The sequence below is a fragment of the Pedobacter frigidisoli genome, from assembly GCF_032678525.1.
Classification (GTDB): Bacteria; Bacteroidota; Bacteroidia; order Sphingobacteriales; family Sphingobacteriaceae; genus Pedobacter; species Pedobacter frigidisoli_A.
This window is the reverse complement of the sequence record NZ_JAVTSE010000004.1, coordinates 182,398-199,002: the sequence shown is the minus strand read 5'-3', so window position 1 is coordinate 199,002 and position 16,605 is coordinate 182,398. Positions and strand designations below refer to the sequence as shown.

Annotated in this window: 15 protein-coding genes; 9 read left to right on the top strand and 6 right to left on the bottom strand. The window is 40.0% G+C overall.

Annotated elements, in window-relative coordinates:
- Positions 1–69 precede the first annotated feature (69 nt).
- Positions 70–2,856, bottom strand: coding sequence for a leucine--tRNA ligase (gene leuS / locus R2Q80_RS12790; protein WP_316799979.1), 2,787 nt, complete (start codon positions 2,854–2,856; stop codon positions 70–72).
- Between the two features lie 122 nt (positions 2,857–2,978).
- Positions 2,979–3,404: a lipocalin family protein gene (locus R2Q80_RS12785; RefSeq protein ID WP_316799978.1), complete on the bottom strand. Its 426-nt coding sequence runs from the start codon at positions 3,402–3,404 to the stop codon at positions 2,979–2,981.
- 201 nt (positions 3,405–3,605) lie between these two features.
- Between R2Q80_RS12785 and R2Q80_RS12780 the strand changes: the two genes are divergently transcribed.
- The 9 genes from R2Q80_RS12780 to R2Q80_RS12740 all read left to right on the top strand — a co-directional run bounded on the left by R2Q80_RS12780 (position 3,606) and on the right by R2Q80_RS12740 (position 12,427).
- The gene (locus tag R2Q80_RS12780) at positions 3,606–4,484 is read left to right on the top strand and encodes a cell division protein FtsX (protein WP_047799055.1); all 879 of its coding nucleotides are present in this window, start codon (positions 3,606–3,608) and stop codon (positions 4,482–4,484) included.
- Positions 4,484–4,714: a DUF3098 domain-containing protein gene (locus tag R2Q80_RS12775; protein ID WP_316799977.1), complete on the top strand. Its 231-nt coding sequence runs from the start codon at positions 4,484–4,486 to the stop codon at positions 4,712–4,714. Before R2Q80_RS12780 ends, R2Q80_RS12775 begins: the two co-directional genes overlap by 1 nt.
- Positions 4,715–4,788: 74 nt before the next feature.
- Positions 4,789–5,583, top strand: coding sequence for an undecaprenyl-diphosphate phosphatase (locus R2Q80_RS12770; RefSeq protein ID WP_316799976.1), 795 nt, complete (start codon positions 4,789–4,791; stop codon positions 5,581–5,583).
- A gap of 26 nt (positions 5,584–5,609) precedes the next feature.
- Positions 5,610–6,341, top strand: a complete 732-nt coding sequence (gene truB, locus R2Q80_RS12765; protein ID WP_047798685.1) for a tRNA pseudouridine(55) synthase TruB — start codon at positions 5,610–5,612, stop codon at positions 6,339–6,341.
- Positions 6,338–7,198: a YitT family protein gene (locus R2Q80_RS12760; RefSeq protein WP_316799975.1), complete on the top strand. Its 861-nt coding sequence runs from the start codon at positions 6,338–6,340 to the stop codon at positions 7,196–7,198. Before truB ends, R2Q80_RS12760 begins: the two co-directional genes overlap by 4 nt.
- An 11-nt stretch (positions 7,199–7,209) precedes the next feature.
- Entirely contained in the window at positions 7,210–8,202 is a 993-nt protein-coding gene (locus tag R2Q80_RS12755) for a bifunctional riboflavin kinase/FAD synthetase (protein ID WP_316799974.1), read from the top strand.
- A 510-nt stretch (positions 8,203–8,712) separates the two neighbouring features.
- On the top strand, positions 8,713–10,926 hold the full coding sequence (locus R2Q80_RS12750; protein WP_316799973.1) for a cation:proton antiporter: 2,214 nt from the start codon (positions 8,713–8,715) through the stop codon (positions 10,924–10,926).
- 42 nt (positions 10,927–10,968) lie between these two features.
- Positions 10,969–12,003 (top strand): DUF2157 domain-containing protein, encoded by a 1,035-nt coding sequence (locus tag R2Q80_RS12745; protein WP_316799972.1) that lies wholly within the window; start codon positions 10,969–10,971, stop codon positions 12,001–12,003.
- A 1-nt stretch (position 12,004) separates the two neighbouring features.
- The gene (locus R2Q80_RS12740; RefSeq protein ID WP_316799971.1) at positions 12,005–12,427 is read left to right on the top strand and encodes a secondary thiamine-phosphate synthase enzyme YjbQ; all 423 of its coding nucleotides are present in this window, start codon (positions 12,005–12,007) and stop codon (positions 12,425–12,427) included.
- A gap of 4 nt (positions 12,428–12,431) precedes the next feature.
- Here R2Q80_RS12740 and R2Q80_RS12735 read toward each other — a convergent pair whose 3' ends face one another.
- The 4 genes from R2Q80_RS12735 to rpiA form a co-directional block, all read right to left on the bottom strand.
- Positions 12,432–13,406 carry a YihY/virulence factor BrkB family protein gene (locus R2Q80_RS12735; protein WP_316799970.1) on the bottom strand — a complete coding sequence of 325 codons (975 nt, stop codon included), beginning with the start codon at positions 13,404–13,406 and terminating at the stop codon, positions 12,432–12,434.
- 274 nt (positions 13,407–13,680) lie between these two features.
- Complete coding sequence (locus R2Q80_RS12730; protein WP_316799969.1) at positions 13,681–15,000, bottom strand: DUF3887 domain-containing protein; 1,320 nt, start codon at positions 14,998–15,000, stop codon at positions 13,681–13,683.
- A gap of 359 nt (positions 15,001–15,359) precedes the next feature.
- Positions 15,360–15,743: a LiaF transmembrane domain-containing protein gene (locus R2Q80_RS12725; RefSeq protein WP_316799968.1), complete on the bottom strand. Its 384-nt coding sequence runs from the start codon at positions 15,741–15,743 to the stop codon at positions 15,360–15,362.
- Between the two features lie 129 nt (positions 15,744–15,872).
- Positions 15,873–16,562 carry a ribose-5-phosphate isomerase RpiA gene (gene rpiA, locus R2Q80_RS12720; protein ID WP_316799967.1) on the bottom strand — a complete coding sequence of 230 codons (690 nt, stop codon included), beginning with the start codon at positions 16,560–16,562 and terminating at the stop codon, positions 15,873–15,875.
- Between the last annotated feature and the right edge of the window lie 43 nt (positions 16,563–16,605).

Genomic DNA, 16,605 nt, shown 5'->3' with positions numbered 1-16,605 from the left:
ACAGTAAACATCTGCTGTAAATAGCAAAAACCGGGTTGTTGATACAACCCGGTTTTTTTGTGCTCAGCATTAAATTACAACGTTTATAATCTTACCTTTTACGAAAATAATTTTCTTGGCTGGTTTACCATCCAGGAACTTATTAAAGTGTTCATCAGCAAGTAAAATTGCTTCTACTTCTGGTTGAGACAGGTTTAAGCTGAGGTTTAAATTCATTTTCATTTTTCCATTGATGGAAACAGGGTATGCGAACTCATCTTCTACCAGGTGCTCAGGATTGAAAACAGGGAAGGCTGTATAAGATAAAGTTCCGGCTTCATTACCCAGCTGAACCCAAAGTTCCTCGCAAATATGTGGCGCATATGGAGAAAGGATAATGACCATATCCTGTAAAATACTACGTTTATTGCATTTCAAATCTGTTAGTTCATTCACCGCGATCATAAAGCTCGAAACAGATGTATTGAATGAGAAACGCTCAATATCATCCTGCACTTTTTTAATGATTTTGTGCAGTGCCTTCAATTCTGCTTTAGTAGGTTCCGCATCAGACACGTTGAATTCCCAGGCTTCGTTGTGGAATAATCGCCAGAATTTACGCAAAAACTTAAACACCCCCTCAATACCATTGGTATTCCATGGTTTGCTTTGCTCCAGCGGCCCTAAAAACATTTCATACATACGAAGGGTATCCGCACCATATCGCTCAATCAAATCATCCGGATTAACCACGTTAAACTTTGATTTCGACATTTTTTCTACCTCAACACCACAAATGTATTTTCCACCCTCAAGAATAAATTCCGCAGTGGCAAACTCTTCTCTCCATGCTTTAAATTTATTGATGTCTAATGTATCGTTTTCAACAATATTTACATCGACGTGTAATGCCGATGTTTTATATTCTTTCCTTAAACCCGCGGAAACATAGGTATTTGTAGGCTTGCCATCGGCATCATTGATTCTATAAACGAAATTACTTCTGCCCTGAATCATTCCCTGATTAATCAGTTTTTTGAAAGGTTCCTCTTCTTTGGTGTATCCCAAATCTTTCAAAAATTTATTCCAGAAACGACTGTATAATAAGTGGCCGGTTGCGTGTTCAGAACCACCAATATACAAATCCACATCTTTCCAATATTCAATAGCTTCCGGAGAAGCAAATTCAGCATTGTTGTTTGCATCCATATAGCGGTACCAGTACCAGCTACTGCCGGCCCAGCCCGGCATGGTGCTAAGCTCGTATGTCCCGCCTTCCTTTGGCGCCCAGTTTTCAGCTCTTGCTAAAGGTGGCTCTCCGGTTTCGGTAGGTAAATATTTATCAATTTCTGGCAGTATCAATGGCAATTCCTCCTCTTTCACCAAATAAGGCAATCCATCTTTAAAGTATACCGGAATGGGCTCTCCCCAGTAACGCTGGCGGCCAAAAATCGCATCCCGCTGACGGAAGTTAACTTTTGCTTTACCCACCTTTTCTACTTCAAGCCAGTTATTCAGAAAATCTACTGCTTCTTTATACGTCAATCCGTTGATGAACCCGGAATTGATGTATCTACCTTCCTTGGTTGGATCAGCCTGTATTTCGATGTCTTTCTGACCGTCCAGAATCTGGATAATCGGCAAATTGAAATGCGTTGCGAACAACCAGTCGCGCTGGTCGCCACTTGGCACACCCATTACCGCACCAGTTCCATATCCCGCAAGCACGTAATCAGCAATCCACAACGGAACCCGCTCACCACTTACCGGGTTAATCACATAGGTACCTGTAAAGGCACCTGAAACGGTTTTGGTATCCGCCATGCGGTCTAATTCCGATTTCTTTTTAGTTTGTGAGATGTAATTGCTGATATCCTGCTTTTGTTCTGTTGTAGTCAATTCTGCCACCCATTCGTGCTCAGGTGCCAATACAAGATAGGACACTCCGAAAATCGTATCTACACGGGTAGTGAACACTTCAATTTGTTTGTCGCTTCCTTCTACCTGAAACTTAACTGACGCACCAACACTTTTACCTATCCAGTTGCGCTGCATTTCCTTAATCGGCTCCGGCCAGTCGATGGTATCTAAACCTTGCAAAAGCCTGTCGGAATATGCAGTAATTCTCATGCTCCACTGCATCATTTTCTTCTGTTCAACCGGAAATCCACCACGTTCAGAAAAACCATCCTTTACCTCATCATTTGCCAGTACTGTTCCTAAGGCAGGACACCAGTTTACGGTACTTTCCCGAAGGTAAGTCATCCGGTATTTCAATAATTCTACCTGTTTTTCCTCATCAGAAAAAGTTGCCCAATCACTTGGAAGAAAAGATTTCACATCCTCATCGCAAACCGCCTTAACATCTGCCGTACCAGATGCGTTAAATTTCTCAATTAAGGTGGTAATGTCTTCTGCCCTGTCGTTTTCTATATTATACCAGGAATTAAATAATTGCATGAAAATCCATTGAGTCCATTTGTAATAAGATGACTCACTGGTACGCACTTCACGGCTCCAGTCGAAAGAAAAACCAATCTGATCCAACTGGCGGCGGTATGTTGCAATGTTAGCCTCAGTAGTAATAGCCGGATGCTGCCCGGTTTGAATAGCATATTGCTCTGCAGGTAAACCGAAGGAATCATATCCCATTGGATGCAGAACATTGAATCCCTTAAGACGTTTATATCTCGAAAAAATATCGGATGCAATATAACCCAGTGGATGACCAACATGTAAACCTGCGCCTGATGGATAAGGAAACATGTCTAATACATAATATTTTGGTTTTTCAGAATTACTTTCGGCTTTAAATGTTTGATTGTCGGCCCAAAACTTCTGCCACTTTTGCTCTATTTCTTTGAATTGGTAATCCATTGCAGGTTATATTTTTTTAAAGCAGCGAAATTACGGAAATTAAGGGGTTTTAGTGAAACATATAAAAAAAAGCGCCATTGGTAATTAACCAATGGCGTTTGTCAATTATTGAAATAGTAATTTTATTTAGTCAGGTAGTATACCTTTTTAATGCGGTTATTGATGGTTGAGGTAAACTGAAACTGCGTAGTGGTAATGCTGTTTACCGCAGCATAGTTTAGTCCGTCGTTCAGATCCATAGTAAACTGATCCTCATAAGTGATGGTATAAGTACCGATAGTACGGTTTCCTTTCAAACTCAATTCCACCTGATCATCGTTATTAGATTTGAAGTCGATATAATCTGCAGTTGATCCATATGTCACAGTTCCATTTATTTTTGTTGGGTCATTAAGTGTTTCAGCAGCAGTGTAGCCTGTGGTTTCGATTTTACTGATCATCCATTTGCCCATCATACGGGCTTTCAATGAAGTTGTATCTTTTTTGCATGAAATAATTGTCGTCGCGACTAAAAAAAGAAGGCTCAGTAATGTAATTCGTTTTTTCATAGTAAATTTTAGTTATAGGATATCATCATTAACGGCGTTTTAACAAATTTCGTACCGTATTTTTACAAAAGACAGATTTTCCAAAACAATTTCCACACTAAACTAATTGTTTACATCTTACGTTAAAGACCATTTAAGCTGGATGATTATTGGAGTTTATCAGGTATAATTTATATTTTCGCAGAAACAAAAATGAAATACATGGAAGAATTTGAGGTAAGTGACGCATCTAAAAAAACCAAAACCGTATATATTTCTACTATTATCAGTATTGCATTGGTTTTGTTAATGCTGGGTCTGCTTGGTTTGGTGCTTGTACACGCCAAAAACCTTTCCAACTATGTGAAGGAAAATATCGTTTTAAATATCATTGTTGATGAGGGCGCGAAAGAAACGGATGTTTTAGCTTTTCAAAAAGAGTTGAATAACAACCCTGCCGTTAAACAAACACAATACGTAAATAAGGAACTTGCAGCAAGAAACCTGACTCAGGATTTAGGCGAAGATTTTGTTAACTTTTTAGGATATAACCCTTTGACATCTACTTTCGATGTGTACCTGAAAGCAGAATATGCGAATAATAAAAGTATCGATGCGCTGAAAGCAAGCATTTCTAAAAATCCTGTTGTTAAGGAAGTGGTTTATCAAAGTTCCCTGATTGACATGGTAAACAAGAACATCAGCACCATCAGCCTGATTATTCTGGCATTTGCAGCGCTACTTTTGATTATATCCATTGCACTGATAAACAACACTATACGCTTAGCCATTTACTCTCAGCGTTTTTTAATTAAAAGTATGCAGCTTGTTGGTGCAACGAAAAATTTTATCCGACGTCCTTTCTTACTGTATGCCGCATTACATGGTTTAATTGCAGCCTTTATTGCGATCATTATTTTGCTGGCTACATTAATTTATGCGCGTAAAGAAGTTCCTGAAATTATTATTCTGAATAATTACAAAGAATTTGGATTTGTATTTATCAGCCTGATCATCATTGGCATTTTTATTACAGGCATCAGTACCTGGTTCGCGGTAAGCAGATATTTACGTTTAAAATCTTATCATCTATACAGATAATGGCATTAGAAAAGAAAACAAGTCCGGTTGCAAAGGACGTTAAAAGTGAATTGGTTTTCACCAAAAAAAACTATCAGTTGTTATTAATCAGCATAGCTATTGTAGCTGTTGGATTCATCCTGATGATGGGCACAACTGGCGACATTTACGATTTTAGAAGAACATTACTGGCGCCCCTGGTGGTCCTTTCCGGTTTTGCCTTTGGAGTTTATGCCATTCTAAAAAAATAATTTTTCCGTAAAGGATTATCTTTGGAAACGCCTGATTTACAACCGGGCGTTTTTGCTATTTACCATTAAAAAATATGAATTATTTTGAAGCGTTAATCCTTGCTATTATCGAGGGCTTAACTGAATTTTTACCAGTGTCAAGCACTGGGCACATGATTATAGGTTCTTCCTTTATGGGCATAGCCAGTGATCCTTTCGTTAAACTTTTTACCGTCGCTATCCAGCTCGGGGCCATCTTATCGGTGGTGGTTTTATATTTTAAAAGATTTTTTAAGACGATAAATTTTTACATCAAACTACTCGTTGCATTTGTTCCTGCAGCAGTTTTCGGATTACTGTTAAGCAAAAAGATTGATGAGCTTTTGGAAAGTCCCTTAGCCGTTGGCGTATCGCTCCTGGTTGGAGGAATTATACTATTATTTGTTGATAAGTGGTTTAATCAACCTACAATAGATGAAGAGGAAAATGTAAGTTACCTGACTGCACTAAAAATTGGTTTATTTCAATGTATTGCGATGATTCCGGGAGTATCCCGTTCCGGCGCTACCATTGTTGGCGGTATGAGCCAGAAATTAAGCAGAAAGGTGGCTGCCGAATTCTCATTCTTTTTAGCGGTACCAACCATGTTTGCCGCAACTGCAAAAAAACTTTACGATTTCTATAAGGAAGGTAATGCCATTACCCACGAACAGGTTAACCTTTTGGTTATTGGTAATATAGTGGCTTTTGTTGTTGCATTGTTGGCGATTAAAAGCTTCATTGGTTTTCTCAACAAACATGGATTTAAAGCCTTCGGATGGTATAGAATCGCAGCAGGACTAATCATCATCATCTTATTATTAAGCGGCCATAACTTACAAATTATATAATCTGTATCTTTGCACAAAAAAGATTTGTGAGTACAGAAAATTCAAAATTTAAAGATTTCAACTTTGCAGAAGGTGAATTGCTGCTGATTAACAAGCCCTATAAATGGACATCATTTGATGTGGTTGGAAAAATCCGCAATTCGTTAAAGCCTTTAAAACTTAAAGTAGGTCACGCGGGTACGCTTGATCCGCTTGCAACAGGCTTACTCATTATCTGTACAGGAAAGCTCACCAAGCAAATAGATACCTTTCAGGCAGAAGAAAAGGAATATACCGGCACCATGATTTTGGGGGCTACTACCCCATCATTCGATATGGAGACGGAAGTAGATGAAACTTTCGACATCAGCCAGGTTTCAAATGATCAGATCTATGCCGCTACTGCCCAATTTACCGGAGATATTGAACAGTACCCTCCTGCTCATTCTGCGGTAAAAATAAATGGCGAGCGACTATATGTTAAGGCCCGTTTAGGAGAAGAAGTTGAACTTCGTAAACGCTTCGTAACCGTTCCTGAATTTGAAATCACCAGAATTGAACTCCCAGAGATTGATTTCAGAATCGTTTGTAGTAAAGGAACATATATCCGTTCGCTGGTATCAGATTTTGGTAAGGCATTGAATAGTGGTGCTTATCTTTCTAAACTGACCAGAACCAGAAGCGGAAACTTTTTGCTCGCTAATTCGTTTGAGGTTTTAGAGCTTGTTAATTATATTCGTAGCAAGAAAGAAGAAGCTAAATCACAAAGTGAAGCATGAACTACCTGAAAAACAAGAACAGCCGTTTAATCAAAGAAATATTTCTTATTGTTTGCGGGGTAACTTCTGCTTGTTTTGGTTTAAAAAGTTTTTTAATGCCCAGTCATTTCATTGATGGCGGTGTTACAGGAATTTCACTTCTGGTAAGTACACTTACAGGCTGGAACCTTTCGTATCTCATAGCGATTATCAATATCCCTTTCGTAATTCTGGGATTCAGGCAAATCGGTAAAGGCTTTGCACTAAGGACTGCGGTAGCCATTGCCGCGCTTTCCGTAGCGTTGGTTATTTTACCCTTTCAACCCATTACCCACGATAAGTTACTCATCGCCTTTTTTGGTGGTTTGTTTTTAGGCGGTGGAATTGGACTGGCGATGCGCGGTGGTTGCGTGATTGATGGAACCGAGGTATTGGCACTGTACATCAGCAAAAACAGTATACTCACCGTGGGTAACATTATCCTAATTTTAAATATCATTATTTTTGCATTTGCTGCATATTTCCTAAACATCGAAACAGCACTTTATGCCATACTTACTTACCTTTCCGCCTCCTACACCATCGATTTCATTGTGAATGGTATTGAGCAATATACAGGTGTAACCATCATCTCCGAACATCAGGAAGCCATAAAAGACTTTATCATCAGAGAAATGAAACGGGGAGTTACCATTTACAAAGGCGAAGGTGGCTACGGGGAGAAGAAAGATATCGACATCATATTTACCGTAGTGACCAAACTTGAAATGAGCAAGCTCCAAACTGCTATCAGGCAGATAGATGCAGATGCTTTTGTGATACAACAACAAATTGCTGATTTAAAAGGCGGCGTGGTTAAACGCCACGCATTACATTAATACCCTGTCACTTGAAAATATATAATCATCTTTCAGAATTTTCGAAATTAGAAAACGCCGTTGTTACTATAGGCACCTTCGACGGGGTGCATTTTGGTCACCAGAAAATTATCAAACAGCTTGTAGAAAAAGCTAAACAAGATGGAGGGGAAAGTGTAATCTTAACCTTTTTTCCACACCCCAGAATGATTATAGACCCTGAAAATCAGGATTTGAAAATGATCAACACCATCAATGAAAAAGCTGAAATCTTAAAAGCACTGGGTGTAGATCATCTGATCATCACCCCATTTACACGCGATTTCTCTAATCAACTGCCTGACGACTACATCAGCAATACACTGGTAGAGAACATTGGTACCAGGCATATTATTATTGGCTACGATCATCGTTTTGGAAAGGACCGTTCAGGAAACCTGTCGGATTTAAAAGCTGCCGGACTTCATTATGGCTTTACTGTGGAAGAAATTATGGAACAGGACATTCACGATGTAGCGGTGAGTTCTACTAAAATAAGAGAAGCACTTCTGGCTGGCGATGTTGGCTTGGCTTCAGATTATCTGGGTTACCCGTTTTCCATTTTCGGAAGAGTTATTAAAGGTGATAAAATAGGAAGGACAATCGGTTTCCCAACAGCAAACATCTTCGTGGAGGAAACTTATAAACTGATTCCTGGTGATGGTATTTATGCCGTCACTGTAGACATGGACCCTGCGTTTGAAACCGATCAGGAACTGGCACCTGAAAACCATACCACAGATTCCGGTATTCGGACTTATCAAGGGATGGCCTACATCGGTCAGCGACCAACCATAAATGGAATGACACGCAACATCGAGGTCAATATCTTTAATTTTGATCAGGAAATATATGGCCAGGATATCAAAATGAATTTCTTAAAGTTTTTACGTCACGATGTAAAGTTTACCGGATTAGAGGCCCTTACCGTACAACTTCAAAAAGATAAAGAAGCCACCCTGAAATACTTTCAATCTATTCTATAAACAGCTTTATTGGTGTTTTCCCTTTCAAAAAAGCCTTATTTTCGTTATATTAGCGGCAATGAGGCTTTTTTACATCATCATTTTTACTATATTCTCTGTTAGTTTTGCTTGCCATTCTTCGCAGCGGAAAAATGATATTGCCTCTGAAAAAAGTTTCAAAATCAGTTGTATATCCGGCAAAAAACAAACGAAATTTCTTTCAGATTTTGGCCAGGAAAGTGAAAGCCTGCAAAGGGATTTTATTTCCAGTCCACTAGTCAAAACCTTTTGCAGCACATTTTTATTGCTGGTATTATTCTACTGTTGCCTACTGAAAATAAGTATCCCCGATAAAAAAGCCAGGATAAAAAGGTTAAGGCTTAACTACTGCTGCCTGTTTAAACAACTTTATTTGAAACACATTTTCTGGTAAGTAACAGATGATACCGCAGAGATGCGGGCAGTTCTGGATTTCTTTTTATAGCCTAGGCTATACATTTTGTATATTTTACTATTACCAATTTTTTATAGATGCATTTACCTGACTTAATTGCCGATTTAGGGTTAATCCTTGCAGCAGCAGGGATTACCACACTTATATTTAAAAAGATAAAGCAACCCCTGGTTCTGGGCTACATTTTAGCCGGGCTATTGGTTGGCTCCCACCTCAGTTTTTTCCCTTCCGTTACCGATACAAAAAGTATTAACATCTGGGGAGAAATAGGTGTGATTTTCCTTCTTTTCAGTCTGGGGCTGGAGTTTAGTTTCAAAAAGCTGGTCAAAGTTGGTGGTTCTGCTTCAATTACAGCAATTGTAAAAGTGGTTTTTATCATCCTTGCTGGTTATCTCGTAGGAAGGGCAATGGGTTGGTCGAGTATGGATAGCCTGTTTTTTGGTGGGATATTATCAATTTCATCGACCATGATAACGATTAAGGCCTTCGAAGAACTTGGTTTGAAACATAAAAAGTTTGCCGGACTTGTTTTCGGGGTTTTGATTGTTGAAGATCTGGTTGCCATTTTAATACTGGTACTCTTTTCAACCCTCGCTGTAAGTCAGCAATCGGCAGGTACAGAGATGCTTTTATCCATCCTGAAGCTGGCATTCTTCCTTGTACTCTGGTTTTTAGGGGGAATATTTTTAATCCCATCCTTCCTGAAAGCGACCAAAAAATTAATGAATGATGAAACCATGCTGGTGGTGTCGCTGGCACTTTGCCTGGTGATGGTTTTGCTGGCAGATAAGGTAGGCTTCTCGCCTGCCCTTGGTGCCTTTATTATGGGTTCTATCCTGGCAGAAACGACGCAAGCAGAACGAATAGAACACCTTACCAAATCGGTAAAGGATTTATTTGCCGCAGTTTTCTTTGTTTCTGTAGGCATGCTGATCGACCCATCGATGCTGGTGAAGTATGCTGTTCCAATTCTTATCTCTACCTTTGTGATCATCGTTGGAAAAATACTGTTTACAATTCTAGGCGCATTACTATCCGGGCAGCCTTTAAAAACATCTGTGCAATCGGGTATGAGTCTGGCTCAGATTGGTGAATTCTCATTCATTATTGCCTCTCTGGGTTTAACGTTAAAAGTTACCAGCGATTTCCTTTATCCCATAGCAGTTGCAGCAGCGGCCATTACTACTTTCACCACGCCATACCTGATTAAGCTATCTGAGCCCTTTTATCAGCTTCTTAAGCGGAAACTACCACAGCGATGGTTAGATGGCATAGAAAGGTACAGTTCAAGTACTGCAGGCATTACAACATTAAGCGACTGGAAAATTCTTTTGCGCTCCTATATTTTCAACACGATTATACACTCCGTCATTATCATTGCCATCATCTTTCTGGCTTACCGGTATGTACAGCCGTTCATCGTTAAAAATATTGCCAACAGTCTGACCTCAATTATCATCAGTGTTGTGGTATCATTTATTCTGATGTCTCCATTTTTATGGGCACTGTCTATCCGCAGAATCCAGAGAACAGCCTACTCGCATCTTTGGTTAAACAAAAAGTATACCCGAGGTCCGCTGATTGCCATTGAGGTATTCAGGATTGCGCTGGGAATTTTCTTTGTTGGATTTCTGATGTACGAATTTTTCGATACCTGGGTTGCTGCAGGAATTGCACTGGGCTTAATTGTATTAGGGATGATCATTTTTGCCCGGAGACTGCAGTCTTTCTATGATAAGCTGGAAAAGCGGTTCATGCTGAACCTGAATGCCCGCGAGAATCAAAAGCCTGCCATTTTACCCTGGGATACCCACCTGGCAGAATTAACAGTATCGCCTGAATCGGAAGTTGTTGGAAAGACACTGGCCAGTTTAATGATCCGGGAAAAGTATGGTGTAAATATTGCGATGATTGAACGTGGGCGAAATAACATTCCTACCCCTGGACGTGATGAGCGATTATATCCCAATGATAAACTTTTGCTAATCGGTGCAGATGACCAGCTGGCCGCTGTAAAATCTATTCTGGAGGTTGATATTCCCGAAACCGAGCAGGAAAAGAGTTTCCCGGACAAGGAGATGACCTTACAAAAAGTGGTAGTTAACACAGAATCTCCCGTTTATGGCCTGAGTATCAGAAATGCAGGGATAAGGGAAAAGGCACAGGCCCTGATTGTAGGCATTGAACGCGGAACCGACAAAATCTTAAACCCGTCCTCAGATTTTATATTCGACAATGGAGATGTGATCTGGATTGTAGGAAATAATAAGAAGATAAAGGAGGTGATATAAAGATCCTTCTCATTTTTTATATCTTCGTATACAACCCAAACTATGAAAGTTGACAGAGAAAAGAGTGAGTTTCTTGATGACATGATTGAGCAGTGGCAAAATGACGGCTTAATTAACGAAGAAACAGGCAACAAACTTCGCAAAAGCTATGAAGCCAAAAATTTCGATTGGCTACGTTTGGCGCAGTATGCTTTCTGGGTTGCCCTGGCCTGCGGATTTATAGCATTAGGATCCCTTTTAATAGACAACTCCATTCTGGATTACCTGAAGCGTGTTTACAACACCCCTAATATCGTGATTGCAATTGTTTCCGGTATAATTGCAGGATGGCTATACATTCTGGGATTCCGCAGAAAGAAAAAGCTTTCACATTTGAAGTTTAGTAATGAAGCCATCATTTTTTCTGCAATACTTTTAACTGCAAATGCGATCGCCTATTTTGGAAAAGCCTTTGATAATGGATCCGGAAATTTTTCCATCCTGATCCTTATCTCTGTTTTCATTTATGGCGGGCTAGCCTATGTTTTCAACTCGAGGCTGATCTGGATTTTTGCGCTGATCTCACTGGGTGCCTGGTTTGGGACTGAAACCGGCTACTTAAGCCGCTGGAACTACTACTTCCTGGGTATGAATTACCCGTTAAGATTTGTTGTATTTGGAGCTGTTTTGACAGCAGCATCGTTCGGTATGAAGGTAATTCCTAAAACAAAGCACTTCTTTCAGGTCACCTATATTGCCGGAATGGTATACCTCTTCCTATCACTGTGGGCGCTATCTGTTTTCGGGAATTTTGCGAGTCTGGAGGAGTGGTACACGGTGAGGCAGCTGAGTTTATTTTACTGGGCATTAATCTCTGCTACTATATGTGTAATCAGCACTGTTTTCGGGTTGAAATACCATGACGATATTGCCCGCGAGTTTGGTATTACATTTTTATTCATCAATCTTTACACTCGTTATTTCGAGTATTTTTGGGATAGCTGGCACAAAGCACTGTTCTTTTCTGTTCTGGCTGCCTCGTTTTGGCTAATTGGCCGGAAAGCGGAAAAGATCTGGAACGTAGAGTTTTTAAAGTAACATGAAAATATTCCAACAGGCACTTACATTAAGAGCAAAGCGACGGGGTTTTCACCTCATCACCGACGACATCGAGATAGCGTTACCCCAAATTGAGGAAATTGAAACCGGTATTTGCCAGGTTTTTATCCAGCATACTTCTGCTTCATTAACCATAAATGAAAATGCCGACCCAACGGTTCGGATGGATTTCGAGATGTTTTTTAATAAAACAGTTAAAGAAAACGATCCGGCTTATGAACATGATTATGAAGGATCAGACGATATGCCCGCACATTTAAAATCATCCATTTTAGGAAGTTCAGTAACTATACCTATCCGTGATGGAAGATTGGCACTAGGCACCTGGCAAGGCGTATACTTGTGTGAGCACCGTAATAATGGTGGTAACCGCAGATTGATTGTAACTGCCTGGGGCGAATAACGACTTATTTCTCTGCTTCTTTTACGGTTTCTTTAATTTCCGGGTGATTATCCTGGATAGATGCGGAACCGGATTCTACTTCCACCTCTTTGGTAACAACGGCATAATGTGAAGGGTAAATTTCTGAGCCGTAAGCAACGGCGTAGGCCTTTGTAAACTCAGCTCCAAAGTATAGAATAATCGACGAATAGTAGGTCCATAATAAAACGACTACAAGTGAACCTGTAGCCCCGTAAGTGCCGCCTACATCGCTTTGTCCGATATATATGGATATTGCAAATTTACCAATCATAAAAAGCACTGCAGTAACGATCGCACCCAGGGCAACGTCTTTCCATTTAATGATGGCATCCGGAAGTACTTTAAATATTACCCCAAAAATCAAAGATATGACCGCAAGGGTAACCACCTGATTGATGATATAGAAGACAACGACTGAAACCTCTGCGAATCTAAGCTGTAGGTTCTTACTAAAGGTATCTAAAACGGCAGTAACAGCTAAGGAAACCAGTAGCACAAAACCTAAACTAATGATTACGGAGAACGAGAGAAAACGATTTTGAAGAAGCTTAACCCATCCGCGCTTAGGCTTTGGTTTTAGCCCCCAGATGGTATTAATTGAATCCTGAATATCGCCAAAAATCGTGGTAGATCCGATGAGCAAAGTTACAATTCCTATAACCAGGGCAATGGTGCTTTTATCTTCCAGGTAGGCATTTTTGATAAGCTCCTGCAAGGATGTTGCAGACTCACGCCCTAAAAAACCTTCAAGTTGGGCATATACCTGCCCTTCGGCAATTTCGCGTCCTAAAAAGATGCCACAAAGGGAAATGATCACCACCAGTAGTGGCGCCATAGAAAATACAGTATAATAAGCAAGCGAGCCACTGAGCTTGGTAACCTTATGATCAGAAAAACCTGTAAACGATGCTTTTAATACACCCCAAATTCCCTTAAATGTTATCTTCTGCTTTGCCATATCGATTGTTTAGTATCCTTCTTTTAAACCCCCTATATCTCTAATTGTTTTGGAAGTATCCAGTTTACCTGGTTCGAGGTTCCGTAACAGTTTGTATACACTTTGGTCGCACTTTGGTCGGCTACAATTGTCACAAGCCCGACCAATCCCCGACCAAAGCCCGACTGAACAGTGACTTAACTACGAAATTCACTCGAAATCAAAGGGGGATATACTAAACGAAAAAGAGGGTGGCCAAAACAATGGCCACCCTCTCTACCAGGAAATTTATGGATTATTTACCTTTTATCCATGCAGCTACATCATCGACCAAAGTTTCTGAAACGCTTACAGGGAGCTGGTATTGATTTGTAGTACCTTTTACCATTTGCGGGCTGAGAAGGTGATTCAGATCAGGATAAAATTTCAGTTTTACGTTCTTCTTCTGGCTTAATGCCGAATTCCAAAGATCATAGTCTGTTTTACTCACCTGGAAATCATTACCACCCTGAACCACAAAGATCCGTTGTTTTACCAAACCCTTTGCCATGGTAACCTGATTATAGGCATTAAGATCTGCCCAGTATTTTGCCGGCAAGCCCAATATTACAGAATCAGGCTTAATCGTTGTGCCGAGTTGCGAAATTCTGCTTTTATTGATCTCGGTAACGGCAGCAGCAAGTTGTTGCTTCATCACCGTTGTTGTATCACCAGATAACTCAAACATGTATTTATTCTGATCTATGATGATATCAGTCAGCTTTCTTGCAGGCGCAGCAGCTAATATTAATCCTGCAAGGTCAGGAGATGTTAAGGCCATTCTTGGTGCTAGCATTCCACCAAGGCTATGTCCAAAAACAAATATATTCTTAGGATCGGCCCCTACCACAGTTCTTGCCAATGCTATTGCTGCCGTGGCGTCGTCAAGAACTTCTTCCTTTACTGTATAAGGCGTTGCAAATTCATTTGGGTAAACCAGCGTACGTTTAACGTACCTGATGGATCCGATGCCTTTAGACGCTAAACCGGCGGCGATATCTTTAAATGGTTTGTTTGCACCCACAGTTTCATCCATATCACCCGGGCCCGAACCGTGCACAAATACCACTATAGGAAAGTTTTTGGTGTTTTTCGGTGAAGTGATAATTGCAGCGAGCTGCCTTTTAGGCGGGCCTATGTAAGTAGACTTTTCTGTATACGAGCTGGTATCTACGTAAGCGGGTTTAATGTAAGCATTGGCTTTTTTCACCTGACCGAGATATATACCGACGATTTTTTGTGCTTTATTAAAACCAAGGATAAAATTCTGATCACCTTTTTCGAAATGCCCTTCAACAGTCACAGCAAAAAATTCACCCTGGGCCTTACTCTGGATGGCATCGAGGGATTCGGCCTTACCAAATTTTTCACCGATATCGCCCCATAGTTTTTTGAGGGCATCTTCAGAAAGCTTGGATTTCAAGGTATCGTCAAAAAAAGCGTGTGCTTCGGTATACTTACCATCTTGCAAAAACTTAAAAAAATCGTTTGCGCCATTGAATAGTTGAACTACATTCTGAGAAAATGCAGTGGTTGTAAATAGCAATGCAACTATAATTAAAATACTTTTTTTCATTTAAGGATGTTTGGTTGTTCTTTAAAACCAAAGTTAACATTATTTGCCACTCAAAATATCTTAAATGAACGGTCTTTTTAGTTTTAACTATTTTTAACAATTGAATCGTTTGAGTTTTCAGGTCCGCTGATCGTTAACACCGATTGAATACGGGAACCGGGGTTCTGGTTCGCCAAGTTTTGAAAAAAAATGAGCCTGCGTATAATAAATCTGGTTTTTAGCGTTTATGTATATGAGAGCGTTAATTTAGATGACGGGGATGCTGCCAAAAGGCGGAATCCCCGTTTCTTTTTTACATAGAAAAAAGGGATATCTCTTAAAAAATATCCCTTTTTGTATATATGATGGAGGTGCGGATTTTATTTATTTAAGTCTGAAAAGTCTGCTGTCTTTTCTGCTTTATACTGATCAAAGGCGGTCATCTTCTTAGGCTTCAAGATCAGATATAATCCCACGGCTATCAATGCCACTGCGCCTGTAACTCTTGAGAAATCAAAAAACACCAAATCTTTGAATGTGAAAATTCCGCCGATGATGGTTAATGCCAGCCAACCGCTTCCCTGAAAGTTTTTGCGGTAGCCTAACCAGATTCCTGCGCCTAACATAATCGTATGCCAGCTTAAAATCCAGTGAGGGATCGCTAATCCTGAATTTCTCAATAAGAATACGGAGCCGATGACTACGATTAAAATACCTAAACCTAATTGTTTATCTGACTGATTGTTTTTGATGAAATTTTCCATGACCGTTTGTTTTTATATTCAAATGTATCACGAAAACAAAGGCTAAAGAATGGTTCTTCCCTGAGTAACTTTATTTTATCGGTGAGTGAATTGATTTCACCGGTGAAAGATTCACAGCCCCAGATGCTATCATTCAAAAATAATGATGTCGTTACCCTGGCTCATGATTACTTTAGACGTAATCCCAACGAACAGTCCACTCGTTAGCACACCATTAATCTGGTTTAAAGAAAAATTTAACTCGCCAGGGTTTTCAATAAATCCAAAGTCTGCATCAATAATATAATTTCCATTATCGGTAATGTATTGTTTTGAGGCTGCTTTTCTTAAAACACCTTTTCCGCCGAGTTTTAAAATTTCATTGTAAACGTACTGATAAGCGAGCGGGATCACTTCCACTGGTACGGTAAATGCGCCTAATTTTTTCACTTTCTTGGAAGCATCAGTAACGATGATGGTGTTTTTACTGAGGGTAGCCATAATCTTTTCCCGAAACAAAGCTCCTCCTCCACCTTTTATCAGATCTAGAGATTCTGTGAATTCGTCTGCCCCGTCGATACTAATGTCAATTGAACTTAAGCTTCCCGGATCGAGAACTTCAATCCCGAATGACTTTGCCAACTGTTCTGTTCGGACCGAACTGGCTACGGCTTTAATTTTTAGACCTTCCTTTACCTTTTTTCCGAGTTGCTCAATTGCAATGGTAGCGGTAGACCCGGTGCCCAGGCCAACAATATCGCCATCATTAACGAATTTTACCGCAGCGAGTGCGGCAGCTAATTTTTCAGCATTTTGAAGGGTTAGATCTATTGAAGCCATAAAGTAAAATTAAAGCTAAAATAAGTGAAGAGCGAATGATCAT